The sequence below is a fragment of the Saccharothrix stipae genome, from assembly GCF_054781895.1.
Map to the genome: position 1 here is coordinate 255,872 of NZ_BAAGTN010000031.1, position 24,670 is coordinate 280,541.

At 71.6% G+C, this 24,670-nt stretch carries 23 protein-coding genes and 1 pseudogene; 16 read left to right on the plus strand and 8 right to left on the minus strand.

What is annotated here, in order from left to right:
• The first annotated feature begins 113 nt into the window (after positions 1 to 113).
• From ACYVLT_RS39540 to ACYVLT_RS39560, 5 genes are all read left to right on the plus strand, one after another.
• A complete protein-coding gene (locus ACYVLT_RS39540) occupies positions 114 to 956 on the plus strand; it encodes a PD-(D/E)XK motif protein (RefSeq protein WP_461125413.1) in 843 nt (280 codons plus the stop codon).
• Positions 956 to 3,823 carry a Z1 domain-containing protein gene (locus tag ACYVLT_RS39545; RefSeq protein ID WP_461125283.1) on the plus strand — a complete coding sequence of 956 codons (2,868 nt, stop codon included), beginning with the start codon at positions 956 to 958 and terminating at the stop codon, positions 3,821 to 3,823. The genes ACYVLT_RS39540 and ACYVLT_RS39545 overlap by 1 nt, the downstream gene beginning before the upstream one ends.
• Positions 3,824 to 3,917: 94 nt before the next feature.
• Positions 3,918 to 5,246, plus strand: coding sequence for a DNA cytosine methyltransferase (locus tag ACYVLT_RS39550; RefSeq protein ID WP_461125414.1), 1,329 nt, complete (start codon positions 3,918 to 3,920; stop codon positions 5,244 to 5,246).
• A gap of 389 nt (positions 5,247 to 5,635) precedes the next feature.
• Entirely contained in the window at positions 5,636 to 6,016 is a 381-nt protein-coding gene (locus ACYVLT_RS39555) for a very short patch repair endonuclease (RefSeq protein WP_461125284.1), read from the plus strand.
• A 27-nt stretch (positions 6,017 to 6,043) separates the two neighbouring features.
• A complete protein-coding gene (locus tag ACYVLT_RS39560; RefSeq protein ID WP_461125285.1) occupies positions 6,044 to 6,658 on the plus strand; it encodes a hypothetical protein in 615 nt (204 codons plus the stop codon).
• A 30-nt stretch (positions 6,659 to 6,688) separates the two neighbouring features.
• Here ACYVLT_RS39560 and ACYVLT_RS39565 read toward each other — a convergent pair whose 3' ends face one another.
• The 3 genes from ACYVLT_RS39565 to ACYVLT_RS39575 form a co-directional block, all read right to left on the minus strand.
• Entirely contained in the window at positions 6,689 to 9,637 is a 2,949-nt protein-coding gene (locus ACYVLT_RS39565; RefSeq protein WP_461125286.1) for an AfsR/SARP family transcriptional regulator, read from the minus strand.
• A 79-nt stretch (positions 9,638 to 9,716) separates the two neighbouring features.
• Complete coding sequence (locus tag ACYVLT_RS39570; RefSeq protein WP_461125287.1) at positions 9,717 to 12,200, minus strand: DEAD/DEAH box helicase; 2,484 nt, start codon at positions 12,198 to 12,200, stop codon at positions 9,717 to 9,719.
• Positions 12,201 to 12,297: 97 nt separating this feature from the next.
• Positions 12,298 to 12,966, minus strand: a complete 669-nt coding sequence (locus ACYVLT_RS39575) for a haloacid dehalogenase type II (RefSeq protein ID WP_461125288.1) — start codon at positions 12,964 to 12,966, stop codon at positions 12,298 to 12,300.
• An 84-nt stretch (positions 12,967 to 13,050) separates the two neighbouring features.
• Here ACYVLT_RS39575 and ACYVLT_RS39580 point away from each other — a divergent pair, with 84 nt between their 5' ends.
• The 5 genes and pseudogenes from ACYVLT_RS39580 to ACYVLT_RS39600 all read left to right on the plus strand — a co-directional run bounded on the left by ACYVLT_RS39580 (position 13,051) and on the right by ACYVLT_RS39600 (position 15,937).
• Positions 13,051 to 13,380: an ArsR/SmtB family transcription factor gene (locus ACYVLT_RS39580; RefSeq protein WP_461125415.1), complete on the plus strand. Its 330-nt coding sequence runs from the start codon at positions 13,051 to 13,053 to the stop codon at positions 13,378 to 13,380.
• Positions 13,381 to 13,488: 108 nt separating this feature from the next.
• Positions 13,489 to 14,178: an energy-coupling factor ABC transporter permease gene (locus ACYVLT_RS39585; protein ID WP_461125289.1), complete on the plus strand. Its 690-nt coding sequence runs from the start codon at positions 13,489 to 13,491 to the stop codon at positions 14,176 to 14,178.
• Positions 14,175 to 14,507, plus strand: coding sequence for a PDGLE domain-containing protein (locus tag ACYVLT_RS39590; protein ID WP_461125290.1), 333 nt, complete (start codon positions 14,175 to 14,177; stop codon positions 14,505 to 14,507). Before ACYVLT_RS39585 ends, ACYVLT_RS39590 begins: the two co-directional genes overlap by 4 nt.
• A gap of 44 nt (positions 14,508 to 14,551) precedes the next feature.
• Positions 14,552 to 15,145: pseudogene (gene cbiQ / locus ACYVLT_RS39595) on the plus strand (cobalt ECF transporter T component CbiQ); the annotation flags it as partial.
• 15 nt (positions 15,146 to 15,160) lie between these two features.
• On the plus strand, positions 15,161 to 15,937 hold the full coding sequence (locus ACYVLT_RS39600) for an energy-coupling factor ABC transporter ATP-binding protein (protein ID WP_461125416.1): 777 nt from the start codon (positions 15,161 to 15,163) through the stop codon (positions 15,935 to 15,937).
• A gap of 63 nt (positions 15,938 to 16,000) precedes the next feature.
• On the opposite strand, the gene ACYVLT_RS39605 is transcribed toward ACYVLT_RS39600, so the two are convergent.
• The 4 genes from ACYVLT_RS39605 to ACYVLT_RS39620 all read right to left on the minus strand — a co-directional run bounded on the left by ACYVLT_RS39605 (position 16,001) and on the right by ACYVLT_RS39620 (position 19,704).
• Positions 16,001 to 17,131 (minus strand): lytic polysaccharide monooxygenase auxiliary activity family 9 protein, encoded by a 1,131-nt coding sequence (locus ACYVLT_RS39605; RefSeq protein ID WP_461125291.1) that lies wholly within the window; start codon positions 17,129 to 17,131, stop codon positions 16,001 to 16,003.
• Between the two features lie 141 nt (positions 17,132 to 17,272).
• Complete coding sequence (locus tag ACYVLT_RS39610; protein WP_461125292.1) at positions 17,273 to 18,565, minus strand: MFS transporter; 1,293 nt, start codon at positions 18,563 to 18,565, stop codon at positions 17,273 to 17,275.
• A gap of 113 nt (positions 18,566 to 18,678) precedes the next feature.
• Positions 18,679 to 19,098, minus strand: coding sequence for an SRPBCC family protein (locus ACYVLT_RS39615; protein WP_461125293.1), 420 nt, complete (start codon positions 19,096 to 19,098; stop codon positions 18,679 to 18,681).
• Between the two features lie 30 nt (positions 19,099 to 19,128).
• A complete protein-coding gene (locus ACYVLT_RS39620) occupies positions 19,129 to 19,704 on the minus strand; it encodes a uridine kinase family protein (protein WP_461125294.1) in 576 nt (191 codons plus the stop codon).
• A 212-nt stretch (positions 19,705 to 19,916) separates the two neighbouring features.
• Here ACYVLT_RS39620 and ACYVLT_RS39625 point away from each other — a divergent pair, with 212 nt between their 5' ends.
• Genes ACYVLT_RS39625 through ACYVLT_RS39645 form a run of 5 tightly spaced genes read left to right on the plus strand, consistent with a single transcriptional unit; the run spans position 19,917 to position 23,055 of the window.
• Positions 19,917 to 20,381 carry a hypothetical protein gene (locus ACYVLT_RS39625; protein ID WP_461125295.1) on the plus strand — a complete coding sequence of 155 codons (465 nt, stop codon included), beginning with the start codon at positions 19,917 to 19,919 and terminating at the stop codon, positions 20,379 to 20,381.
• On the plus strand, positions 20,378 to 21,595 hold the full coding sequence (locus ACYVLT_RS39630) for a PPE domain-containing protein (protein ID WP_461125296.1): 1,218 nt from the start codon (positions 20,378 to 20,380) through the stop codon (positions 21,593 to 21,595). Before ACYVLT_RS39625 ends, ACYVLT_RS39630 begins: the two co-directional genes overlap by 4 nt.
• Positions 21,592 to 21,858 carry a WXG100 family type VII secretion target gene (locus tag ACYVLT_RS39635; RefSeq protein WP_461125297.1) on the plus strand — a complete coding sequence of 89 codons (267 nt, stop codon included), beginning with the start codon at positions 21,592 to 21,594 and terminating at the stop codon, positions 21,856 to 21,858. Before ACYVLT_RS39630 ends, ACYVLT_RS39635 begins: the two co-directional genes overlap by 4 nt.
• On the plus strand, positions 21,851 to 22,489 hold the full coding sequence (locus tag ACYVLT_RS39640; protein WP_461125298.1) for a hypothetical protein: 639 nt from the start codon (positions 21,851 to 21,853) through the stop codon (positions 22,487 to 22,489). Before ACYVLT_RS39635 ends, ACYVLT_RS39640 begins: the two co-directional genes overlap by 8 nt.
• Before the next feature lie 20 nt (positions 22,490 to 22,509).
• Entirely contained in the window at positions 22,510 to 23,055 is a 546-nt protein-coding gene (locus ACYVLT_RS39645) for a hypothetical protein (protein ID WP_461125299.1), read from the plus strand.
• Here ACYVLT_RS39645 and ACYVLT_RS39650 read toward each other — a convergent pair.
• Positions 22,982 to 23,731: a helix-turn-helix transcriptional regulator gene (locus ACYVLT_RS39650; protein WP_461125300.1), complete on the minus strand. Its 750-nt coding sequence runs from the start codon at positions 23,729 to 23,731 to the stop codon at positions 22,982 to 22,984. The genes ACYVLT_RS39645 and ACYVLT_RS39650 overlap by 74 nt on opposite strands.
• A gap of 73 nt (positions 23,732 to 23,804) precedes the next feature.
• Between ACYVLT_RS39650 and ACYVLT_RS39655 the strand changes: the two genes are divergently transcribed.
• On the plus strand, positions 23,805 to 24,566 hold the full coding sequence (locus tag ACYVLT_RS39655; protein ID WP_461125301.1) for an ESX secretion-associated protein EspG: 762 nt from the start codon (positions 23,805 to 23,807) through the stop codon (positions 24,564 to 24,566).
• The last annotated feature ends 104 nt before the right edge of the window (positions 24,567 to 24,670 follow it).

The window sequence follows — 24,670 nt, forward strand, 5'->3', positions numbered from 1 at the left end:
CGGCGGGACTGCGCAGGTACCTGGACGAAGGGATCCCCATCGTCCTGCGTGTCTCGGGCGATCCGCACGTGGTGCTGTTCATCACCCCGAGTGCCCGTGAACTGGGGCTGCGGGTGCGCACCACCTCGGAGGACCGACCGCCCGAGACGAACCTGAGGCACCTGGTGGCGCGACGCACCTGGAACGACGGCCACCAGTGCCTGGAGGTGGTCGTCACCGATCCGGCGCTGTACCGCGACGCTTATCCGTTGCTGTGCGCCATGTCCGACAGGATCCAACTCGACGGGATGCGTCCCGCTGACGCGCTGCGCCTCACGTTGCGACAGCTCTCGCTGCTGCTGCAACGGACCGAGCGCTTCTCGCCGGAGAAGGAGATCGGCCTTTTCGGCGAACTTCTGGTGCTCGGTGGGCTGATCGGTTCCTTGGGACCGGACGACGCCGTGCGCGCGTGGCGGGGCAGCGCTTTCGAGGAGCACGACTTCGGCTTGGCGGCTCTCGACGTCGAGGTGAAGACGACCAGTGGTGAGCGGAGGAGCCACTGGATCGAGTCGTGGACGCAGTTGCTGCCCACCGGTGACCGACCGCTGTGGCTGGTCTCCCACCAAGTCACCCAGGCGGGCCTCGGCTCCGGAACCAGTCTGCCCGAACTGATCGAGGCGCTTCGCCGGGCGGTCGGCGCGGGAGCGGCCAGTGACCGGTTCGAGGCCGGCCTCGACATGGTCGGGTGGACCGACCGCCTCGCACCGACTTGCGACACGAGGTGGACCAGGCGGTCGCCGTCGCTCGTCTATGCGGTGGATGGCGGATTCCCGCGGCTGACACGCGAAAGCTTCGCCGCGGGCGTGGCCGGTCTCGTCCACGTGCCGGAGATCAAGTACCGAGTCGACCTCACCGGGGTCGCCCACGACGAGCCGGTCGACGTATTGCGCTCGGCCCTGGCCTTCGAAGGACAGTGATGACGGAGCCACTCGCCGACGCCTACATCAGCGCGCTCGACGCCATGAGGCGACTCGGCCCCGGTAACCTGCACGACAAGGCCGGCAGCGCGGCCGAGGAGCTCGACGCCTTCGTCGACACGTCCGACGCGGCCCTGCGCGACTATCTCGCGGACGCAGGCCCGGATGACGAACTACGACTGGCTCTGCACCTCAGGATCGCCGCCTGGGACGGTGCTCGTGCCGAGGACGTGCGTTGGGCCGAGAACACCGGACCCCACACCCGCGCGCGTCGCGAGGTGATCACCCGCCGATTGAAGGTCGACGAGGCCACCGCGAACCTGTTCGACGAGCTGTTCCCGATCGCCGACCCGGATGGCACCGTGGTCATCGCGGACGACTGGGAGCCCTGGTATTCGACTCAGGTGCGGCAGAAGCGCGACTTCTACTGGACCCACTACGCCGACTACCTGACCGAGCGGCGGGGCTGGTCACCCGAGGCCGTGACCAAGCTCGACATCGCCACGACCCATGTCGTCGAACGCCTGAGCGACCCGACAAGGAAGGCGCCGTACCAAGCAAAGGGCCTGGTCGTCGGTTACGTGCAGAGCGGCAAGACGGCGAACTTCACGGGCGTCATCTCCAAGGCGGTCGACGCGGGGTACCGACTGGTGATCGTGCTCACCGGTACCACCAACCTCCTGCGGGAGCAGACTCAGCGCCGGATCGACATGGAACTCGTCGGTCGCGAGAACATCCTGCGCGGCATCGACCTCAACAACCCCGAAGCCCTCGTGGACGTCGACTACCAAGCCGATCAGGACTGGGCGGACGGCCGGTTCGTCAGCCACGGCGCGCAACCGGCCGACATCGGGCGGCCCGACATCCACCGCATGACGACGTACCGGTTCGACTACCGCAGCCTCAAGCAGGGGATCAAGGCGCTCGACTTCGAGCGGTTCGACCGCGCCAAGTCGCTGAACCACCCGGACAACCTGTTCCGCGCCGACGCACGCTTGGTGATCGTCAAGAAGAACAGCGGTGTTCTGGAGAAGCTCGCCAAGGACCTCGGCGCCATCACCGCGAAGTTGCAGGACATCCCCACCCTGATCATCGACGACGAGTCCGACCAGGCATCGATCAACACGACCAACCCGAAGCGCTGGGCCGACGGCAAGACCGAGCGCACCAGCATCAACCGGCTCATCTCCAAGTTGCTGGGGATGTTGCCGCGCGGCCAGTACGTCGGCTATACGGCCACGCCGTTCGCCAACGTCTTCGTGGATCCGGGCGACGCGCAGGACATCTTCCCGAAGGACTTCCTCATCTCCTTGGAACGTCCGCCCGCCTACATGGGCGCGGCGGAGTTCCACGACCTCGACCTCGCGGTCGCTCCGGAGGAACGGACCTACGCCAACTCGAAGGAGAAGGCCCACGTACGGCTGCTCGCCGCCAGTGACGAGCACGCGGACCTCCAGGAGGCCATGGACTTCTTCGTCCTGGCGGCTGCGGTCAAGCTGTTCCGGAAGGACCGGGGCACCGGTTCGTACAAGCACCACACGATGCTCGTCCACGAGGCCATGAGGACGGCCGTGCACCGGGACACCGCCGGGATCATCAAGCGGACCTGGGCGGAGGCCGCCTACTACAGCCCGAGCAGCCACCCGCGGTTGCGGGAGCTGTACGAGCGAGACCTGCTGCCCGTGTCGCGCGCGGTCGAGCCCGAGTTGCCCACGCCTGACTCGTTCGAGGAGTTGGCACGACGCCACCTCGGCGACGCGATCCGACGCATCAGCCCCAAGGGCAACCCTGTCCTCGTGGTCAACAGTGACAAGGACATCGAACAGGACGACCTCGACTTCGGACAGCATGACGTTTGGCGGATCCTCGTCGGAGGCAACAAGCTGGCGCGTGGCTTCACCGTCGAGGGCCTCACCGTGTCGTACTACCGACGTGACGTGAAGGACGCCGACGCGTTGATGCAGATGGGTCGCTGGTTCGGATTCCGAGCCGGGTACCGAGACCTTGTCCGCCTGTACGTCACGCGAGGGCTCAGGGACGCGTTCGAGTCGATCTGTCGCGATGAGGAGGAGTTCCGCGCCGAGTTGCGCCAGTACGCCAAGATCATCGACGGCCACCCGGCGGTAACGCCCGCGCAGGTGCCTCCTTTGGTGACGAGCAGGATTTTGCGTCCCACGGCGGCGGCGAAGATGTACAACGCGGTATTGGTGGAGCGTCGCACTCTCACCAAGGAGCCCAGCTCCGGTTACCCGGAACTCAGCAGGACGGACGTCCTCGAGAGCAACATCGATGCCTGTGTCCCACTGTTGGTGGCCGCTGTGGACGAAGGCAGGTTGGTCTCGCTGAGGGGCACGACCCAGGGTTTTGTGGGCACGGTTACACACCACGAGATGATCGGTGCTCTCAGCAAACTGCAATGGGCGCACGAGGACACCTTCAAGCCCGACCTGGCCTGGCTCATCGGCCTGGACCAGGATCAGATCCGCGACTGGAAGGTCGTCATGCCGCAGCAGAAGGGCGGCCGCCGGGGAATCCTCCGGGGTATCGGTCCGTTGAGCCTGCACGGTCGCGCACTGGACCCGACGGCGGGCACACGGCGTTTGCGCGGTAACTCCACGAGCGCCGACCGCGCTGGCGTCGAATCGCTCAAGGCCCAGAACCCTTCCAGCGGTGTGATGCTCCTGTACCCGGTTGTCAGCACGGAACCGGATTACGATCCCGGGTCGGTCGACCAGGATCCCCGGGAAGTCGTGATGGCGATTCGACTGGAACTTCCGGGGGACGCCGCGCCGTCGGACAGGAGGCCGCTCGCCTACAGGACGCAGGACTCCGGCCGGCCACCGTACTCCGTCCTGGACGAGGGCTAGAGCCGGTGTGACGGGGCCGCCGTCATTGACCCACAAGGAGAGGGACGGAGGTCCCGTGGCTTGGGGTACCACCCCCACTTCGCAGGTCGGCGGGATGGTCTGCGCTAGGCTGCCCGCCGTGCCGCGACGCCCGAGAAAGCCCGCGCAGGACCGGACATCGGTCGAGTTGTTCGCGGGGGGTGGCGGTCTCGCCATGGCCGTGCACAACGCTGGGTTTCGGCCCCTGCTGCTCAACGAGTTCGCCAAGCACGCCTGTGACACCCTGCTGGCCAACGACATGGATTTGCGGGGCGAGGAGGAACGGATCCCCGGCCCGAAGGATCCCTGGTTGGTCGTGCCCGGGGACGTGCAGGAGCTGAAAATGGGCTACCTGCACGGGAAGGTCGACATCATCGCCGGCGGACCACCGTGCCAGCCCTTCAGCCTGGGCGGCGTCGCCAAGGGTGACGAGGACCGGCGCAACATGTTCCCGCAGATGTTCCGCGCGGTGCGCGAGATCCAGCCCAAGGCCGTGATCTGTGAGAACGTTCGCGGTCTGCTCCGCCCCTCGTTCAGGCCGTACTTCGACTACATCCTCCGTGAGCTGTCTCTCCCCTTCAAAGAACGCGACCCGGCGTCGACGTGGCTGGAGCACGATGCCGTGCTGAAGGAGACCGACGAGGATTCCGTCGACCCCCAGATGCGCTACGAGGTCGTCATGACCCAGGTGAACGCGGCTGACTACGGCGTTCCTCAGATCAGGAACCGGGTCATCATCGTCGCGTTCCGCGCGGACCTCGGGGTCGATCTGGACGCCTTCAGGAATGCCGTGCGACCGACTCATTCGGAAGCCGCGCTGGTCCACTCCATGCACAGCGGTGAGTACTGGGCGAGGCACCCGGAGGTACCCGACCACGTGCGTGAGCGAGCCATGAAGCGGTATACCCAGGTTCCACTGGCGAACGACGGCCTCCTACCCTGGCGGACGCTCAGGGACGCCATCATGGGCGTGGACGGTGGTGAACCGCTTCAGTCGATCGCCTGGGACAGGCTGGATCGTCGCGAGTACTGCCCCGAAGGGCCGATCACCGATCACATCGGCTGGCCGGACGCGAGAATTTACCCTGGACACACCCCGAACGAGCTGGACCGGCCGGCCAAGACGGTGAAGGCCGGTGTCCACGGTGTACCCGGCGGCGAGTCCGTGATGCTTACCGACGACCTCCTCGACGAGGCCGCGCTGCCCGGGAATCGGGTCTACCGCCACCGCTACATGACCGTCCGGGAGACCGCGCGGGTCATGAGCTTCCCGGACAGCTGGAAGCTCAGCGGCCCGAGGGGTGAGAAGATGCGGCAACTTGGCAACGCCGTGCCGGTTCGGTTGGGCGAGGTGTTCGCAAAGGCGGTCGCCCAGAGCCTCGACGAGGTGGAGAACGGATCGTGACCAGTGGGGGACGGGCCGCGGCCGCCCGCGTCGATGACCGCCCCCTGCCCGAACGGGCGTGGAAGGCACCCAGGGGGCGGAGTCGCACCGCCGCGTCCGCAGAGCAGGACCGGGCCGCTGGAGGCCGTCACCGCAGGGTCGTCCCCGTCGAGGGAAGGGAGGCGCTGGGCACCGTCGAACTGAGGCGCCGTGTCTCCGGTTCCGTGCACGCCTACTTGCTTTGGACCGACGGCGGGCGGGTGCGCGCCAGATACCTCTGCGCCGTGGACCGGCCCTCGCGGATCAGGAACCTCGCCGCCGGATGGGAGCACGCCCGGATAGAAGGGCTCGTGCGAGACGAGACGCGAGCGGAGGGGTCGTGGGCTTCCTCGCCCAATGTGCGCGCCTCGATGCGCGGCAACAAGGGGCGGGACACGGCTCCAGAGATGCGGTTGCGCTCACTGCTCCACGCGCGTGGCCTGCGGTACAGGGTCTCAACCCGTCCCGTGGCAGAGGTCCGCCGGACCGCCGACGTGGTGTTCCCGCGCGCCAAGATCGCGGTGTTCGTCGATGGTTGTTACTGGCACGGTTGTCCGGAGCATCACCGACCGGCATCGACCAACGCGGAGTTCTGGCGGCGGAAGATCGAAGGCAACAAGCAGCGCGACGAGACGACCAACCGGTTGTTGGGGGATGCCGGCTGGACGGTGATTCGGGCGTGGGAGCACGAGGACCCGGAGACCGTCGCCGAGCAGGTGGCCCGAGCCGTCCGAACCGCTGGTGCGCGCTGACGTCATGCGCGTCGACGTGGAGGGGGAGTGTTGACCGCGGCTCTTGAGATACCGAAGACCATTCGCGAGGCGGTGGTCCGGGAGTTGTACCTGCAGGTGGAGTCGCTCGACTGGGAGGGGATGTCGGCGCGCGACAAGACCCGGCAATACGCCCGGTGGATCGAGGATCCGGCCATCGGCGGTGAACTCGCGGACTGGTACACCGCCGAGCACATCAGGGTCTGGCTGAAGGACGGCCCACTGAAGGAATACGCCCGTGCGCTCGAGGGAGTGGGACCGTTCGCCGAGTACACCAGCAAGCGCCTCACCGACCCGGCGGAGCTGGTGCGCCGCTCCTTGGGCGACGATTGGACCATCGTGTCGAACACGATCCGGGAGAAGCCAATGCACTGCCACGCGGTCCTCAGGGGTGCGCGGAGGTACGTGTGCTGGGGCAAGCCCGGGACCTTCCGGGATCTCCTGTGGGCGGCCGTGAACGCGGCCGTGGAGATGTCCACGAGGCCGATGGTCGTGGTCACCCCGCGCGAGGGGCAGAAGATCGATCCCCTGCTGCGGCGCAAGCACGAGCGTCTGGCCGACCACTGCTCCCTAGACCTGGCCTACGTCGAGCGACGCCTCGTCGCGAGGACGGCTGACTGCTGACCTCGCCACCGCTCGGGTCAGGTCGCGGGCTCAGGTCAGGTCGGCCAGGGCGGTGGTGGCCATGGCCTCGAACTCGCCGAAGCCGCAGCGCAACGCCAGGTCCCGGCCGACGCGGGCGTGGCGCAGGGCTTCCGTGCGGCGGCCGTCGTTGGCCATGGCGCGGATCAGGTGGACGTGGGAGCGGGCGATGCCGTAGCGGTAGTCCGACGACGTGGCCAGTTCCAGCGCACGCAGGTGGGCCGCCACGGCGCGGGTCGGTTTGCCCAGGTGGCACAGCACCAGGCCGAGGGCGTTGTGCACCTCCGACTCGATGCGCGGGCTGCCGCCCAGCTCCTGCACCAGCGCCAACGACCGCTGAGCCGTCCGCAACGCCTCCGGGTGCTCACCGCCCAGGCACAGCGCGGCCGCCAGGTGCGCCATCGCCTCGGCCCGCGCGTGCCGCGCGCCGGTCCGGTACCACCCCGCCAACGCGTGCCGCAGCAGCTCCACCGCCCGCTCGTACTCACCGGTCGCCGTGTGGCACCGCCCCAGCAACGCCGCGCAGGCCGCCTCCAGGTTCACCCCTTCGGCCGACCTCGCCAGCTCCAGCCCCTCGGCCAGCAACGACTTCGCCGCCACCGACTCGCCGCGCATCAGCCGCAGCGCACCGAGCCCGGCGAGCGCCCCGATCCGGACGTGCGGCCCGGCCCACTCCTGCCCGCTCAACGCCATCAGCCGCTCGAACGAGGCGAACGCCGGGGCCAGCTCGCCCAGCTCCAGGTGCACCACCCCGTCCAACCCGGCGTGCAGCCACACCGTCCGCCCGACCGGCCGCGCCGACCGCAGGTACCGCTGCGCCGACCGCAGGTTGCCCAGGTTGCGGTGCTCGGCCGCGAGCCACACCAGCATCAACGTCTCCGCGTCGTGGTCGCCCGCGGTCCGCGCGGCGCCCAGCGCGGCGTCGATCGCGTGCACGAACTCCACGTGGTGGCCGTGGGAGCCGAAGTACCCGCCGACCGCGTCGATCAGCCGCCACGCCATCGGCAGCGGACCGTGCGCCGCGCAGTGCTCGGTCGCCGCCAGCACGCTGGGCCGTTCCGCGTCCAGCCACGCCCTGGCCGCGTCCGGCGCCATCCGGGGCGGCCCGGACGCGCCCAGCTCCGGGTACAGCACGTCGCCGACCTCAAGCGACGTGCGCAGGTACCAGTCGAACAGCCGTCCCCGCGCCGCGACCAGGTCCTCACCGGCCGCCTCGGCGCGGTCCGCCGCGTAGTCGCGCAGCAGGTCGTGCAGCGCGAACCGGTCCACCCCGACCCGCTGCACGAGGTGCGCCGACGCCAAGTCCTCCAGCAGCTCGCGCGCCACGTCCTGCGACGCGTCCAGCAGCGCCGCCGCGCCGAACACGCTGAAGTCCGGCCCCGGCAGCAGCCCGGCCAACCGGAACAGCCGCGCCGCCTGCGGCGTCAACGCCGCGTACGACAGGTCGAACGCCCGCCGCACCGCCGCGGTGTCGTCGTTGTCCACCGCCAGCGCCGCCAACCGGTCACCGCCGCGCAACTCCTCGACGTACGACGCGACGTCGACGTGCGGCGCGCCGACCAGGTTGCCCAACGCGATCCGCAGCGCCAGCGGCAGGTACCCGCACAGCCGGGCCAGCTCGCCCAGCGCGTCGAACTGCGCCACCGCCGCCTCCGGCCCCAACGACCGCGCCAGCAGCTTCCACGCCTCGTCGCCGCGCAGCACGTCCAGCCGCACGGTCGTGGCACGCAGCCGCAGCTCGTTGCGGCTGGTGATCACCACCGAGCAGCCGGGGTCGCCGGGCAGCAGCGGCAGCACCTGCTCCACCGACGCCGCGTTGTCCAGCGTGATCAGCACCCGCCTGCCGCGCAGCCGGGCCCGGTAGCCGCGGACCAGCTCCTCGGTGTCCACCGGGATGTGGTCGGCCCGCACCCCCATCGCCCGCAGGAAGCGCGCCAGCACCGCGGCGGTCGGCAGCGGCGGCGACGAGGCGTGCCCGCGCAGGTTCACGTACAGCTGCCCGTCGGGGTACCGGTCGCGCACCGCGTGCCCCACCGAGATGGCGAACGCCGTCTTGCCCACCCCCGGCGGCCCGCACACCACCACGGTCGCCGTCGCCCGCGTCAGCAGCCCCGTCACCCGGGTCAGCTCCGCGCCGCGGCCCACGAAGTTGCCCACGGGCGCAGGTAGCTGCGACACCGGCGCCCACGTGCTCGCGGCGGGCTGGTGCAGCGCCGGGTCGCCGGTGAGGATCGCGTGCTGCACCGCGCGCAGCGAGTCGCTCGGGTCCACGCCCAGCTCCCGAGCCAACGCCGTCGACGCCTGCCGGTAGGCGTCCAGCGCGTCGGCCTGCCGGTCCACCCGGTACAGCGCCACCATCAGCTGCGACCAGAACCGCTCCCGCAACGGGTGCTGCGCGGTCAGCCGGCGCAGGTCCGCGATCACCTCGTCGGACCGGCCCAGCCGCAGCTTCACGTCGACCAGCTCGGAGATCACCCGCAGCCGCTGCTCGGCGAGGTTCGGCACCTCCGTCTCGTGCAGCGACTCCGACGGCACGTCGGCCAGCGGCGGACCGTGCCAGCACTCCAGCGCGCGTTCGTAGGCCTGGGCGGCGGCGGTGAGGTCCTCGGCGGCGGCGAGCTTCGCGCCCTCCTCGGCCGACGTGGCGAACCGGTGCAGGTCCAGCGCCCCGGGCGGCAGGTCGATCCGGTAGCCGGTCGGCGTGGTGTGGATGAGCTGCGGCTCGCCGAGCGTGCGCCGCAACCGCATCACGTACACCGGCAGGGTCTGCGCCGCGCGGTCCGGCGGCGTCTCGCCCCACACCCGGCGGATCAGGTCGCTCGCCGGCACCGAGCGGTTCGCGTCCAGCAGCAGTGTCGCCAGGACGATGCGGTGCTTGGCGGCGGTGACCGGGACCGAGCGGCCGTCCCGGCGGACCACGAGGGACCCCAGCACGCCGAACTCGTCCTGAGACAGGGTCAACCGCCTCCGTTCTCTCCCGACCTTGACATGCTCGTACGCAGGTCCGGACCGCAGTACCACCGGATGGACCCCAGGCCTGCTACAGCCTGCCCACTTCGGTGATCCGCAGCGCCGCCGTGCCGATCTCGTCGGACTCGGCCAGGTCGACCTCGGCGGTGAAGCCCCAGTCGTGGTCCTCGGCCGGGTCGTCCAGGATCTGCCGGACCCGCCACAGCCCCGGCTCCTCGGTGATCACCAGCAGCGCCGGCCCGCGCGCGTCCGGCCCCATGCCGATCTCGTCGTGCTCCTCGAAGTACGGCTCCAGCGCGTCCTGCCAGTCCTCGGCCGACCAGCCGGCGTCCCCGTCGAGCTGACCGAGCTCGTAGTAGTTGCGCCTGGCCGCCAGCTCCACCCGCCGGAACAACGCGTTGCGCACCAGCACCCGGAACGCGCGCACGTTGCCGGTGACCGCCGGTGGCGCGTCGCTGATCGCCGCCGCGGTGTCGTCGGCGGAGGGGTTGCGCAGCTTCTCCCACTCGTCCAGCAGGCTGGAGTCGACCTGGCGGACCAGCTCGCCCAGCCACTCCTGCAGGTCGCTGAGCTCCTCGGTCTTGGCGTCCTCCGGCACGGTCTGCCGCAGCGCCTTGTACGCGTCGGCCAGGTACCGCAGCACCAGGCCCTCCGACCGCGCCAACTGGTAGTGCGAGACGTACTCGGTGAACGTCATGGCCCGCTCGAACATGTCCCGCACCACGGACTTCGGCGACAGGTGGTGGTCGGCGACCCACGGGTGCCCGCGCCGGTAGGTGGTGAACGCGGCCTCCAGCAGCTCGGCGAGCGGCTTCGGGTAGGTCACCTCCTCCAGCAGCTCCATCCGCTGGTCGTACTCGATGCCCTCGGACTTCATCGCGCCGATGGCCTCGCCGCGCGCCTTGTGCTCCTGCGCGGACAGCACCTGGCGCGGGTCGTCCAGAGTGGACTCGACCACCGAGAGCACGTCCAGCGGGTACGACGGCGACTCGCGGTCCAGCAGCTCGATCGCGGCCAGCGCGAACGGCGACAGCGGCTGGTTGAGCGCGAAGTTCACCTGGAGGTCCACGGTGAGCCGGATCTCGCCGCCCTGCCGCTCCACCACGCCCGCGGCCAGCAGGCCCCGGTACATCTGGATGGCGCGCAGGATGTGCTTGCGCTGCGCGGGCCGGTCCTCGTGGTTGTCCTCCAGCAGGTGCCGCATCGCGCCGAACGCGTCGCCGGGCCTGCCGATCACGTTGAGCAGCATGGCGTGGCTGACCTGGAAGCTCGACGTCAGCGGTTCCGGCTCGGCGGTCTTGAGCCGTTCGAAGGTCTGGTCGCTCCACGACACGAAGCCCTCGGGCGCCTTCTTGCGCACCACCTTGCGCCGCTTCTTCGGGTCGTCACCCGCCTTGGCCAGCGCCTTCTCGTTCTCCACCACGTGGTCGGGCGCCTGCACCACGACCGTGCCGACGGTGTCGTAGCCCGCGCGGCCCGCCCGTCCCGCGATCTGGTGGAACTCGCGCGCCTTGAGGTGGCGGGTGCGCTGGCCGTCGTACTTCGACAGGGCGGTGAACACGACCGTGCGGATCGGCACGTTGATGCCGACGCCCAGGGTGTCCGTGCCGCAGATGACCTTGAGCAGGCCCGCCTGCGCCAGCTGCTCCACCAGCCGCCGGTACTTGGGCAGCATGCCCGCGTGGTGCACGCCGATGCCGTGCCGGACCAGGCGGGACAACGTCTTGCCGAACCCCGAGGTGAACCGGAAGCGGCCGATCATCGACGCGATGGCGTCCTTCTCCGCGCGGGTGGCGACGTTCACGCTCATCAGCGACTGCGCGCGTTCCAGGGCCGAGGCCTGGGTGAAGTGCACGACGTAGACCGGGGCCTCGCGGCCGTGCAGGAGCTCCTCGATCGTCTCGTGCAGCGGCGTGGTGACGTACTGGAAGTTCAGCGGCACCGGTCGTTCGGCGGACCGCACCACCGACGTGGTGCGGCCGGTGCGGCGGGTCAGGTCCTTCTCGAAGAACGCGACGTCGCCCAGGGTCGCGGACATCAGCAGGAACTGGGCCTGCGGCAGTTCGATCAACGGCACCTGCCACGCCCAGCCGCGGTCCGGCTCGGCGTAGAAGTGGAACTCGTCCATCACCACCTGGCCGACCTCGGCCCGCGTCCCGTCGCGCAGGGCGATGTTGGCCAGGATCTCGGCGGTGCAGCAGATGATCGGCGCGGTCTCGTTGACGCTGGCGTCGCCGGTCATCATGCCGACGTTCGCCGCGCCGAAGGTGTCGATCAGGGCGAAGAACTTCTCCGACACCAGGGCCTTGATGGGCGCGGTGTAGAAGGTCCGCTTGCCCTCCGCCAGGGCGGTGAAGTGCGCGCCGATGGCGACCAGCGACTTGCCCGAGCCGGTGGGCGTGCTGAGGATGACGTTCGACCCGGAGACGATCTCCATCAACGCCTCCTGCTGCGCCGGGTACAGCGACAGCCCCCGCTCCCGCGCCCACTCGGCGAAGGTGTCGTAGAGCACGTCGGGGTCGGGGGTGGCCGGCAGGCGGTCGGTGAGAGTCATCGCAGGCAGAGCATAGTGGCAACCTCCGGTGGCGGTAGGCGACGGCGGCGGGCGTCGGCCGGTCCCGGTGGCGGGGCCGACCGGCGGGTGCGGGCCGTCAGCTCCCGTACTTGGCGATGAGCCGGGTGGCGACGTCGTCCAGGTCGTCGCCGACGATGGTCGGCGCGTCGGCGGCGGGCAGTGGCTTGCGCCCTTCGCGGGCGACGAACGCGCTGTTCAGACCGGCCGCCGCGGCGCCGGCCACGTCCCAGTCGTGCGCCGCGACGAGGACCGCGTCGGACGCGGCGACGCCCTGCTCGCGCAACACCAGCCGGTAGGGCTCGGGCGCGGGCTTGAGGCGCTGGACCTGGTCGGCGGCGTAGATGGCGTCGATCAGCGGCCGCAGGCCCGAGTTGACCATCTGGTCCTCGACGACGGCGGCGACGGAGTTGGTCAGGGTGACCACGCCGAAGCCCGCCTCGCGCAGCCGGGCGATCGCGTCGGCCACCTCGGGGTGGGCCGGGAGCTCGCGCAGCAGCCCGGCCAGCTCCTTCTCGTGCTCGCCGGTCACCGTGCCGCCGTGCGCGGCGGCGACCGACCCCAGGCAGGCGCCCGCGATCTCGCCGAGCGGCTTGTACCCGCCCAGGGCGGTCGTGGTCAGCGCGTTGTGGATCAACAGGTCGAACCACTCCCGCCGGGCCCCGGCGTCGCCGGTGAGGTCGGCGAAGAAGTCGTCCAGCGAGGCCAGGTCGAGCAGGGTCTCGTTGACGTCGAGCACGCAGAGCACGGCCGCCTCCGGAGGTACGATGGACGTCGCACTCAAAAGGTACGACGAACTTCGTACCTTTGTCGAGGAGGGTCGCCCGTGGACATGGCCGTGCCGCCGATCGCCGAGGTCGACCTCGGTGTGGTGTTCCGCGCGCTCGCCGACCCCATGCGCCGGGCGGTCGTGGCCGAACTCGCCGCCGACCCGGACGACGCCGAACGGGCGTGCTCCTCGTTCCCCATGCCGGTCGCGAAGTCCACCAAGACCCACCACTGGCGGGCGCTGCGCGAGGCCGGGCTGATCGTGCAGCGCGACGCGGGCAACGGGACGTTCGTCCGCCTCCGCCGGGCCGAGTTCGACCAGCGGTTCCCCGGCCTGCTCGCCACGCTGACCGCGCTCACCCGGGAGGTCGAGCCCGCGGTCCCGACCACGTGAGCGGCACGCGATCCCGTTCGTGCGGCGTTGCGGCGGCGGACGGTGTGATCCACGTCGTTGTTGCATCGAGCTGGCCATTGCGGTCTATGTGCAACTAGCGTGGGGTGCGTGTCCGAACAGGTGGCAATGCACATGAGCGACGGCCTGCTCAACGCGCCGACCTCGCTGCTGTTCGTCGCGGTCGCCGTGGCGGGGGTGGGCGTGGCGCTGGCCAAGGCCCGCGGTGACCTGGACGACCGGACCGCGCCGATGGCGGGGCTGGTGGCGGCGTTCGTGTTCGCCGCCCAGATGCTGAACTTCCCGGTGCTGCCCGGCGTGAGCGGGCACCTGCTCGGCGGCGCGCTCGCCGCGATCCTGGTCGGGCCGTGGGTCGGCGCGCTGTGCGTGACGATCGTGCTGGTCGTGCAGTCCCTCTTCTTCGCCGACGGTGGCGTCACCGCGCTCGGCGCGAACATCACCAACATGGCCCTCGTCGGCACGGCGGTCGGCTACCTCACGGCGGTGGCGCTGCGCCGGCTCGCCACCCGCAACAAGGGCGGCCTGGCCGCCGTCGCGTTCGTGTCCGCGCTGGTCAACACGGTGCTCGCGGCGTTCGGCTTCGTGCTGGAGTACGCGATCGGCGGCCAGGGCGGTGTCGCGTTCGGCACGGTCGCCGCGGCGGTGCTCGGCGTGCACGTGTTGATCGGCATCGGCGAGGGCCTGATCACGGCGGTCACCGTGACCGCGGTCGCGGCCGCCCGGCCGGACCTGGTGCACCTGCTGCGCGGCGTGCCGCAGAAGCTGGAGTTGAGGGCGTGAAGCGCTTCTTCCTGGGGTTCGCGGTGGTCAGCCTGCTGCTGGCCGGGGTCGTGTCCTACTTCGCCGACCCGGACCCGGACGGGCTCGACCACGTCACCGAGCAGCACGGCATCGCCGAGCACGCCCAGGACCACCCGCTGGCGGGGTGGCCGCTGGCCGATTACGCGGTGGCGGGCGACGACCGGTTCACCGGCCTCGCGGGCATCCTCGGCGTGGTGCTCACGCTGGCCGTCGCGGCCGGGTTGTTCCGGTTGCTGCGCAAGCGTTCCGACGGGAACACCGCCGGGAACACCGACGTGCGTTCCGACGTGAAAACCGACGTGGGGTGAGCGCCGGGCACCACGGCTTCCTGCACCGGCCGGGCGACTCGCCGGTGCACCGCCTCCCACCGCAGACGAAGATCGTCGCCACGGTGGTGGCCGTGCTGTGCGTGGTGGCCACGCCGCGCGATGCCTTCTGGGCGTTCGGCGCGTACCTGCTCGCGCTCACCGCGGTCTGGGCGGTGGCCCGCGTCCCGGTGCGGTGGTTCGCCGCGCGGTCGGTGATCGAGGTGCCGTTCGTGCTGCTGGTGCTGCTGCTGCCGTTCACCGGCGCGGGGGAGCGGGTCGACGTGCTGGGCGTGGCCGTGTCGGTGGAGGGCGCGCTGGCCGGGTGGAACATCCTGGCCAAGGGCACGCTCGGGCTGCTGACGTCGTTGACCCTCGCCGCCACCACCGCGCCGCAGGACCTGCTGCTCGGGTTGCAACGGCTGCGGATGCCGTCGGTGCTGGTCACGATCGCCACGCTGATGCTGCGCTACGCCGAGGTGATCGTCGGCGAGGCCAGGCGGATGCGGGTGGCCCGGATCTCCCGCGGCGACGACCCGCGGTTGTTCTGGCAGCTCGGCGCGACCGCGCGCGGCGTGGGCAGCCTGTTCATCCGCTCCTACGAACGCGGCGAGAGGGTGCACCTGGCGATGGTGTCGCGAGGCTGGACGGGCCGGATGCCCGACGGCGCCGGTGGCGGTGCGGCGGTCGAGCCGCGGCGGTCCGCGCCCGCGTTGGTGGTGGAGAAGCTGGCGTACGCGTACCCGGACGGCCACCAGGCCCTCTACGGGGTGAACCTGCGGGTGGAACGCGGTGAGCGGGTCGCGGTCCTCGGTCCCAACGGCGCGGGCAAGACGACGTTCGTGCTGCACCTCAACGGCGTGCTGGGCGGCGGTTCCGGCCTGGTCGAGGTGGCCGGGCTGCCGGTGGAGAAGGCGCACCTCAAGGAGATCCGCCGGCGCGTCGGCGTGGTCTTCCAGGACCCCGACGACCAGCTGTTCCTGCCGACCGCGCGGCAGGACGTGGCGTTCGGCCCGGCGAACTTCGGGCTGCGCGGCGCGGAGCTCGACGCACGGGTGGACCGCGCGTTGGCCGCGGTCGGCATGGAGGGGTTCGCCGACCGGTCGCCGCTGCACCTGTCCGGCGGGCAGCGCCGCCGCGTCGCGCTGGCCACCGTGCTGGCCTGCGACCCGGAGATCCTGGTGCTCGACGAGCCCTCGGCGAACCTGGAACCGGTGGCCCGCCGAGAGCTGGCCGAGGTGTTGCTGGGGTTGGATCACACCATGCTCATGGTCACCCACGACCTGCCCTACGCCCTGCAGTTGTGCCCGCGCAGCGTGCTGATCGACGGCGGTGTCGTGGTGGCCGACGGACCGACGCGGGAGCTCCTGGCCGACACCGAGCTGCTCGCCCGGCACCGGCTGGAGCTCCCGTTCGGGTTCCGCCTGGACTGACGGCCCCGGATCGGCCCGACAGCCCGGATCAGTCCGACCGCCCGAATCAGCCCGACAGGGGGATCAGGGGCTGGTGCAGGTCACCGTGGGCAGCGAGTTGGCGCCGGAGTAGTTGGCCGTGAAGCCGAACTTCACCGATGCCTCCGGTGCCACCGTGCCGTTCCACGCCGCGTTCTTGACGATCACCTGCGAGCCGGAGCCGGACTTGACGCCGCTCCACAGGCTGTTGATGGCCTGGTTGCCGCCCCACGTCCAGGTGGCGGTCCAGCCGTTGTACGCGCTCTTGCTGTGGTTCATGAGCTCGACCTCGCCCTGGAAGCCACCCGACCACGAGCTGGTGATCTTGTAGATCGCCATGCAGTTCGGGTCGCCCGGGTTGTTCGGGGTCGTGGTGGTGGTGCTGGTCGGGGTCGTGGTGGTGGTGCTGGTCGAGGTGCTGGTCGACGTGGTGGTGGTCGTCGTCGTGGTGGTCGTGCCGCCACCGTTGCCGACGCCGGTCTCCTGGCCGTTCCCGCCGTCGAACACGACGTCGGAGCAGTTGTAGAACGTCTCCGTGCTGTCCGAACGGGTCCACACCGAGTAGATGATGTGGCGACCGGACTTGCCGGACGGCAGGTTCGCGTTCCAGTAGTACTTGCCCTCGACGCTGCCCACGGCCCCGCTGTTCGGCGGGTTCGTGACGCTGTGGAACGGCGTGCTCTCCAGGTCGCTCCAGGCCAGCGGCCGGGTCGGGCTCCAGCTGTCCTTGGTGACGTACAGGTGGAACGTGCCGGGGTGCGCGGCCCACTTGTTGTAGGTCCAGCCGAAGTTCGCGCCGGAGGTGAGGTGGGTCACCGGGTAGTCGTTGCGGGCGATGTCGAACCCGGAGAACGTCGGGTTGCCGCCGCTGCACAGCTTGCCGTCGGGGATGAAGCCGCTGGTGCGGCCGGCACCGTCGGACCGCAGCACGCCGAACCAGTTGTACAGCGCGTTGGTGCCACCGGCGTTCACCGCGGCGGTACAGGCCGGGTTCTGCGGCTGGATGTTGCCCGTCGGGCTCAGGCCGTCCTTCCAGCACATGAAGGTCCGGCTGCCCGGCGTCATCATCGCGCCGTGCGCGGACGCGGTGGTGGGGCCGACCACATTCACGAGCGTGGCAATCAGCAGGCTTGCCGCACCAGCCGCGGCCAGTGCGATCCATCGTCGGGCCGTCACGTCGTTCACCTCCTCGTTGAGGTTCTGGGAGCGCTCCCAGGAGCAGCCATGACTGTAACGGGGGCCACCTCGATCTGTGAATGGGCGACTACTCAGTGCATCCGAGCGGCCCAATCCATACCGCTCTCCGGACCTGCGGAGCTACACCCGGACGCGCGCACGCGGCCTGAGGCGTTTCCCCGGGCGCACTGGTCCGTGCGGATGACCGGCGGGCGGGGCGGGCTGGTGCGGCCGGCGCAGCACGCGGTGCGCCAACGCGGTCCGGCGGTGCGGCGGCGCGGCCAGCACGGAGGCGGCGCACGCCGTCGCCAGCAGCGTCAGCACGCCCGCCAGCACGAGCGTCTCCGGTGCGCCGATCCGCTCGCACAGCCAGCCGAGCAGCGGGGCGCCCACCGCGCCCGCCGCCGCGCCGACGGCCGAGTTGACCGCCAGCAGCCGGCCGCGCATCCCGTCGGCGGTGTCGAGCTGGATCCGCGTGCTCATGGTCGTGTCGATGACCACCGCGCCCGCCGCGATCGGCAGCAGCACGAGGGCGAACCCCAGCAGACCGGGCACCAGCCCGCTGGTCACCTGGAGCAGGCTCGTGGCGCAGGCGACCACCAGCAGCAGCCGCACGGTCAGCGCCCTGCGCGCCGCCGCGGCCAGCCCGCCGAGCACCGTGCCGATCGCGAACACCGTCGACAGCAGGCCGTACGCGGTCGCGTCCGGGCTCATCGCGGCCATCGTGACCTGGTAGTTGCGGCCGAGGCTGGACAGCGTGAAACCGAGCGCGAACAGCAGGAGCAGCCGCCCGCTGGCCGCGACGTACCGCAGGCCCGCGGTCACGCCGACCCGGCCGGCCGGGCTGCGCTCCAACGGGTGCAGCTCGGCGCGGCGGATGGTGAGCACCGCGACCATCACGGCCAGGAAGCTCACCGCGTTGATCAGGAACAGCGCGGGCGAGCCGAACGCGGCGGCCAGCACCGCGGCGCTGCTCATGCCCAGGATGCGGCCGGTCGAGCTGAGCACCGAGCCGAGCGCCACCGCGTTGCCCAGGTCCTCCCGGGACACCACCTGCCCGCCGAACCGGCCGAGCGCGGGCCCGTCGAACACCGTCACCAGCCCGGAGGCGAACGTCAGCGCGAACACCGCCGTGATCGACGCGCCCTGCCACACCGCGAGGGCCAGCAGCGCGGCCAGCGCGGCGTGCAGGGCCTGGCAGGTGAGGATGATCCGGCGCACCGGCAGCCGGTCGGCCAGCGCGCCCGCCCACGGGCCGAGCAGCACCGACGGCAGCGTGCCCAGCAGGACCGAGAGGCCGACGGACGTGGCCGAGCCGGTCCGTTCGAGCACGACCCAGTTGAGGCCGATCAACTGCATCCACGAGCCGGTCACCGAGATCAGGTCGGCGAACGCCCAGCGGCGGTAGTTGCGGCCGCGCAGCGCGCGGAACATCGAAGCTCCCTCGAAGACGATCCGGGGCCTCGACGTGCGGACGTGCCCAGGTGAACGGCGCTCACACTAAATGTCGCTTTTCCGCGTTCAAACCTGATGATCAGTGAAAACGCTCACGTGACGCTCTGTGTCGCCAGCGATGCGAGCCGGTTCAGCGCCTGCACGAGGTGCTCGTCGGTGATCTCGTGCGCCTCGCCGCCCTCCGCCGCGTGGTGCTCGCCGCGAACGTCCAGGTGCAGCACCACGCGGCTGCGACCGGGGCCTTCGTCGTCCACCTGGAGCCACCCCGAGTAGCCGCCGCCGTCGAGGTCGCCCCACTCCAGCCGGCGCTGCTCGGTGTCCGCGGCCAGGTAGCCCTCGGCCTCGTCGATCTCGTCGCCCATCGACACCCGCCCGGTGACCCGCTCCGGACCGCTCCGCTCGACCTGGAGGCCGTCGGGTAGCCACGCCTCCATCGCGGTGACGTCGCGGGCCAGGTCGAACACCACCCGCGCGTCGACCGGGATCGCCTGCTCGTGCTCGAACTCAGCCATGCCGGCAGCAGTACCCCCGGCGCGGTCCGGCTACACCGGCGCGGGCGCCATGCCCCCGATCGTGGCGAGCCGGACGTGGTGCGGGCGCATCGGGCGCATGCCGGCGTCCACGCAGCGGCGCACCACGCCGGGGTGCTCGCGCAGCAGCCGCAGGCCGCGGCGGGCCAGCAGGGGCACCGGCTTGCGCGCCTCCGCCACGTCCCGGGCGAACCGGCGGGCGAACGTCACCAGGGCGTTGGGCGCGAGCACGATCGCGTCGGCCAGCACGCCCGCCTCGCGGCAGCCGGCCACCAGCCGGTCCGCGAACAGGCCCTCGGCGATGAACAGGCCGGGCGCGGTCACGGTGCGGCAGCCGACCCGCCGGTCCTCGCCGAGCGCGTACACCGGCGCCCGGACCGTCCCGGTGGTGGCGAGCTCGACCACGGCGGCGAGGGCGTCGGAGGTGTTCCAGGAGCCCTCGGCGTCCCAGTCCGGGCGGCCGGCCTCGTCCCGGGGCAGCAGCGGGTCGTCACCCTCGCGGTAGAAGTCGTCGAGCCGCAGCACGGGCAGGCCGAGGTGCGTGGTGAGGGTGGACTTGCCCGAGCCGGAAGGACCGGCGAGCAACACGGCGCGCGCGTGAACGGCAGGTGACGGCACGGGACGCGATTTTCGCACACGTTCCACCCGATCACGCACCACCGCCGCGCGTTCGCCTTGTCCGATCGTGCGCTTCGGCCGCACCCTCGTCGTGCGCTCGCCTTGTCCGATCGTGCACCGACGCTGCTCCCGCTGTGCACCCGGTCTGGTCACCCGCGCGCGGGCACACCACGATGTGGTCCATGGTCGTCAGGGTGCGCGGCGTCGAGGACGCCAAGCGGATGCGCGAAGAGCTGCGCGATGAGCAGCGCGAGTCGGGGCCGGTCGCGGTTGCGGTGGTGCCCGAGCCGACCGGCGCCGGTGCGGCGGACGTGGTCGCCGAGGGCGGTGACTTCATCGAGCTCGACCTGGCCTCCTTCACCACGGCGGTGTCCGACCTGGAACGGCTGCACGGGGTGCTGACCGAGCTGCTGGCCCGCGCGGACCGGGAGATGGAGCAACCGCTCGGCGACGGCAAGGGCCCGGTCGCGCTGAACATGCGCCGGGCGTTCGGCCTGCGCGGCGGCGACCTCGGCGGTGGCGTGCGCACGGCGCTGCGGTCCTACCTGAAAGAGCTGGAGCGGTTGCGCGACTCGCTGGAGCAGGTGGGCCGGACCCACGAGGCACAGGACGAGCAGGTGCGGCAGGACCTGGGGCGGCTGCGGTGAACGAGCGCGAGCGCAAGGGCGGGTACTGGTCGGACTTCCACGACTACTCGCGGGCCACCCGTCGGCGCAACGAGAAGCGGCTCAAGCAGCGCCGGGCGAACCGGGAGCCGGAGGCCTTCGGCAAGATCAACTGGCGGGCGTACACGCACCGGCAGCTCTGGGACATGGTGAAGTCGGCCGACGCCGCGCAGATGGCCACCCGCACCTACGAGTGGCAGCGCCTGGCCGCCGACATCGACCAGGCGACCGCGGACGTGCGCAAGATCGTGCAGGGCCTGGCGCTGTCGTGGCGCGGACCGTCGGCCGTGACCGCGGCGGCGTCGGTCTCGGAGCTCACCAAGTGGGGCGCGCAGTCCTCGAAGCAGGCGTTCCAGGTGGGCGAGGGCCTGGAGGGCTACACCTCGGCGGTGACGGAGGCCGCGCGGGCGATCCCGGAGCCGGTGCACCCGGACGCCGAGAAGTGGTTCCGCGAGGGGTACGACGTGACCACGCTCGACGGGCCGCAGGGCGCGTACATGCTCAAGCAGCTCCTGGACGACCACATGCCGTCCAAGCGGGAGCAGCAGGAGGCGATGGACCAGGCCGTCCGGGTGATGGAGCAGTACGAGGCGGCCAGCCACGGGATCGGCCGCGAGCTGCCGGTGTTCGACGAGGCGCCGACCGTCGCGCAGCCGACGGCCGACCACCGGCCCACGCCGACGCCGCCGCCCTGGACCGCGCCACCGCCGTCACCGCAGACGCCCGGGCAGACGCCCGGACCCGCGGACCCCTCGCCGCTCCAGCCGGGCGTGCGGCCGGAGGGCACCACTTCCGTCGCCGCCGCCGGTGGGCCCGCGCCCGGTCAGACCGCCCACGGCGGTCCCGGCGGGTTCGGCTCGCAGGCCGGGCTCGGACCGGGCGGCGGCTCGTTCGGCCACGGCTACGGCTCAGGTCAGGGCGCCGGCCAGGGCGGGTTCGGTCCGGGTGGGTTCGGTCAGGGCGGGTTCGGCCCGGGTGGCTCCTCCGGCGTGCTCGGCGCGGTGCCGGGTGGCGCGGCGGCCCGGGGCGGCGTGGGACCCGTCCTCGGCACGGGCGGTCCGCAGGGCTTCGGCATGTACCCGCCGATGGCCCCGGCCAACCGCGAGGAGGACGGCGAGCACCGCAACCGCTACGACAACGGCCTGGACCTGCTGGACGACCTGCCGCCCGCGTTCCCGCCGGTGCTCGGCGAATGAGCGGCGGCTACCTGGTCGACCCGGACGCGTTGACCGCGTTCGCGGGCCGGTTGGACGAGGCGGCCGACGAGGTGCGCGCCGCCGGGTCCACCGTGGCGCAGCCGCCGGGCGACCTGGGGCCGGAGGGCGTCACGGAGGCGGTCGAGCAGCTGGTGGTGGAATGGGCGCGGGTGTTGCGCGGTGTCGAGCTGGACGCGGTGGCGAACGCATTGCGCGCGGCGGGTGAGACCTATCGGCAGGCCGACGAGCTGCGCCATGACTGACTACCGGGGTCTGGGTTTCGACCCCACACCGGGCCACGCGGGCGCGGTGGCGGCGGCGAGCGAGCGGTTCTCCGTCGCCTTCGGGGTGCCCGGCGAGCCACCGAGGGAGTGGACGGGTGCGGCGGCCGACGGGTTCAGGACGCGGTTGGAGGCGGTGGTGTCGGAGCTGACGGCGGTGCGGCGCGCGATGCGGGCGGCGGCCGAGGTGCTCGACGGGTGGGCCACCACGCTGCTGGGCAACCAGCGGCGGGCCGAGGAGTTGGACCGGCGCGCGCTGGTTTTGCGGCGCGCGCTCGCCGACGCCGCCGACGAGGTCGACCGGACCGGCGCGATGGCCGCGTTCACCGCCGCCGACGGCGAGGCGCACGAACGTGCGACGGCCCGGCACGACGAGGTGAGGCGGCAGTTGGACGAGGTGCTGGAGGAGGCCCGGCTGTTGGCGCGCGACCACCGCGCGGAGGCCAGGCGGGTCGCCGAACGGCTGCGCGCCGAGGAGCCGTCGACGGCCATCGCGGACACGCTCACGGGCTTCTCGTCGATCACCGCCGAGCTGGCCTCCGTGCTGCTCGGTCCACCTCGACCGGCGTCCACCAGGGGCGCGGCGGCGGCGTTCCGGGCGGGCCTGGGGTGAGACTCGCTCCCGTGCCGGGGGTGACCCCGGTGGCACTCGGCACTCCTGAACGCACCGCGGCGGAGCTGTTGGTCGTGCTGCAACGGCTCAAGGGCGCCCGCGACCCCGGTCTCGAAGTGTCCGCCACGCAGGCCGCGGAACTGGCGCACCGGCACGGCGCCGGCCTGCTGGCCGTGGTCGAGCACCGGGACGCGGACCCGGCGCTGCTGATGGCGGGCGTGGTCGGGGTCGACCGGCCCGCCGATCCCGGCGAGCTCGGCTTCCACCTCGACGGCCCGGCGATCCGCGAGGTCACCCGGGGCGAGACGGCGACCGGCTACCCGGTGGTGATCGTGGAACGTATCCCGGTGACCGGGCCCGGCGCCCAGTTGCAGGTCGTGGTGACCGACCCGGACCACCCGCGGATCGCGGTGTTCACGCTGCACTCGCCGACCGGGCGCGGCTGGCTCGACGTGGCGGGCGTCGCGGGCCGGTTCGTCTCGGGCATGACGTTCAGCGACTACGGAACTCGCTCGGTGTCTGCCCGACCACCTGGCGGAACGTCCGGGAGAAGTGCGCGGCGCTGACGAAACCGCAGTCCTTGGCGATCTCGCCGATGCCGCGCGCCGCCTTCGCCGGATCGGCCAGCAACGCCTTGGCCCGGTCGATCCGCAGGCCGCGGATGCGTTCGGACACGCCCTGCCCGTCGTCGAACAGCTGGTAGAGGCGGCGCCGGGAGATGAACAACGCCTCGGCGACCCGGTCCGCGGTGAGGTTCGCGTCGGAGAGGTGCTCGCGCATGTACTCCAACGCCTCGCGTCTTCGCGCGACCAGCGAGTCCACCCGCTCCAGTTCGGCGCGCAGGGCGCTGCGCAGCACCAGTTCGGCCAGGCCGAGCAGGTGGTGGGACAGGCCGTGCGGGTCCAGCGCGGGCGCGGCGGCGAGCACCTGCGCCACCGCGACGGAGAAGACCGAGCGCAGCGCGGCGTCCACCGGGACCTGTTGGAACATCAGCGGTTTGAGCTCGCCGAAGCCGACGGTCAGCCGGGCCTCGGCGACGGTCAGCATCACCACGTCGGGCAGGACGTGCAGCGCGCAATCGGGAAACCGAAGCGCGGTGCCGTGGCGGGGCACGCCCTCGGCGACCGTGCAGCCGACGAGCAGCTGGATGTGCTCCGGGGTGGGCGCACCCCCGCTGAGCGCGGCTTTGGCCGCCGCCGCGCCGGAAGCCCGCACAGTCAGGAACCCGCCGGCGACGTCCACGGGGAGCAGCGTAGCCACCGGTGTTGCCCAACCGGCCGCGGAAGGCGGGCGCCGGGCGCTACCTTCTGGCCTCATGGCGCGACGTTCGGCGACCGCGGTCGTCCTGTCCCACCTGGAGTTCGACCTGCTGTGGGAGGACTTGGGCGTGGGCGAGCCGCCCTATCCGCTCGAAGTGCCGTCCCACGGTGAGACGATGGACGACCGGGACGCCCTTGGCGCGGAGGTGCTCCGCACGTTGACCGAGGCGGGCCTGGCCGACGGCGAGGACGTCTCACCGGAGCTGGAGGACCTGTTCACCCTGCTCGCGCACGGCGAGGTCTCGGTGGACGCGCTGGTCTTCCGCCCGCACCCGTGGCGCGTGCTGGCCACCGCCCGCGGCCGGCAAGGCGTCCTGGCCGTGCTCAACGACCGGGAGGTGGCGTTGGAGCCCGTCACCGACCTGACGTCCGCGATCACGCGCGTCATCGGCGACGCGCCCGCCGGTCCCGGCGAGCAGGTGCGGATGCCCAGGTCCGTCTTCGCCGCCGCGATGGACGCCTACGCCGAGTCGGGCCACCTCGCGCTGGAGCGCACCCTGGCCCGGGCCGACATCACCGGCCGCGCCACCCGGGCGATCACCACGCTGGTCGACTCGCCGCGCAAGTCGACCGGCCAACTGGCCGCCACCGGCCCCGCCGGCCGTTCCCGCGTCCTGAGCTGGACCGAGACCGCCGCCGGCCGCTACGCCCTGACCACGGACGAGTCCGCGGACACCGAGTGGGTCCACCTCTCACCGGCCGACACACCGTGGCTGACCCGCCACCTGACCACCCTGCTGACCCAACCCCACCCCTAACCCCTCGCCGCACCCACCCCGAACGTAGAACTCACCCGTCCTGAACGTAGGACACGCCTGTTCCGAACGTAGGACACGCGCGAGAGTCCTACGTTCAAGCCGCG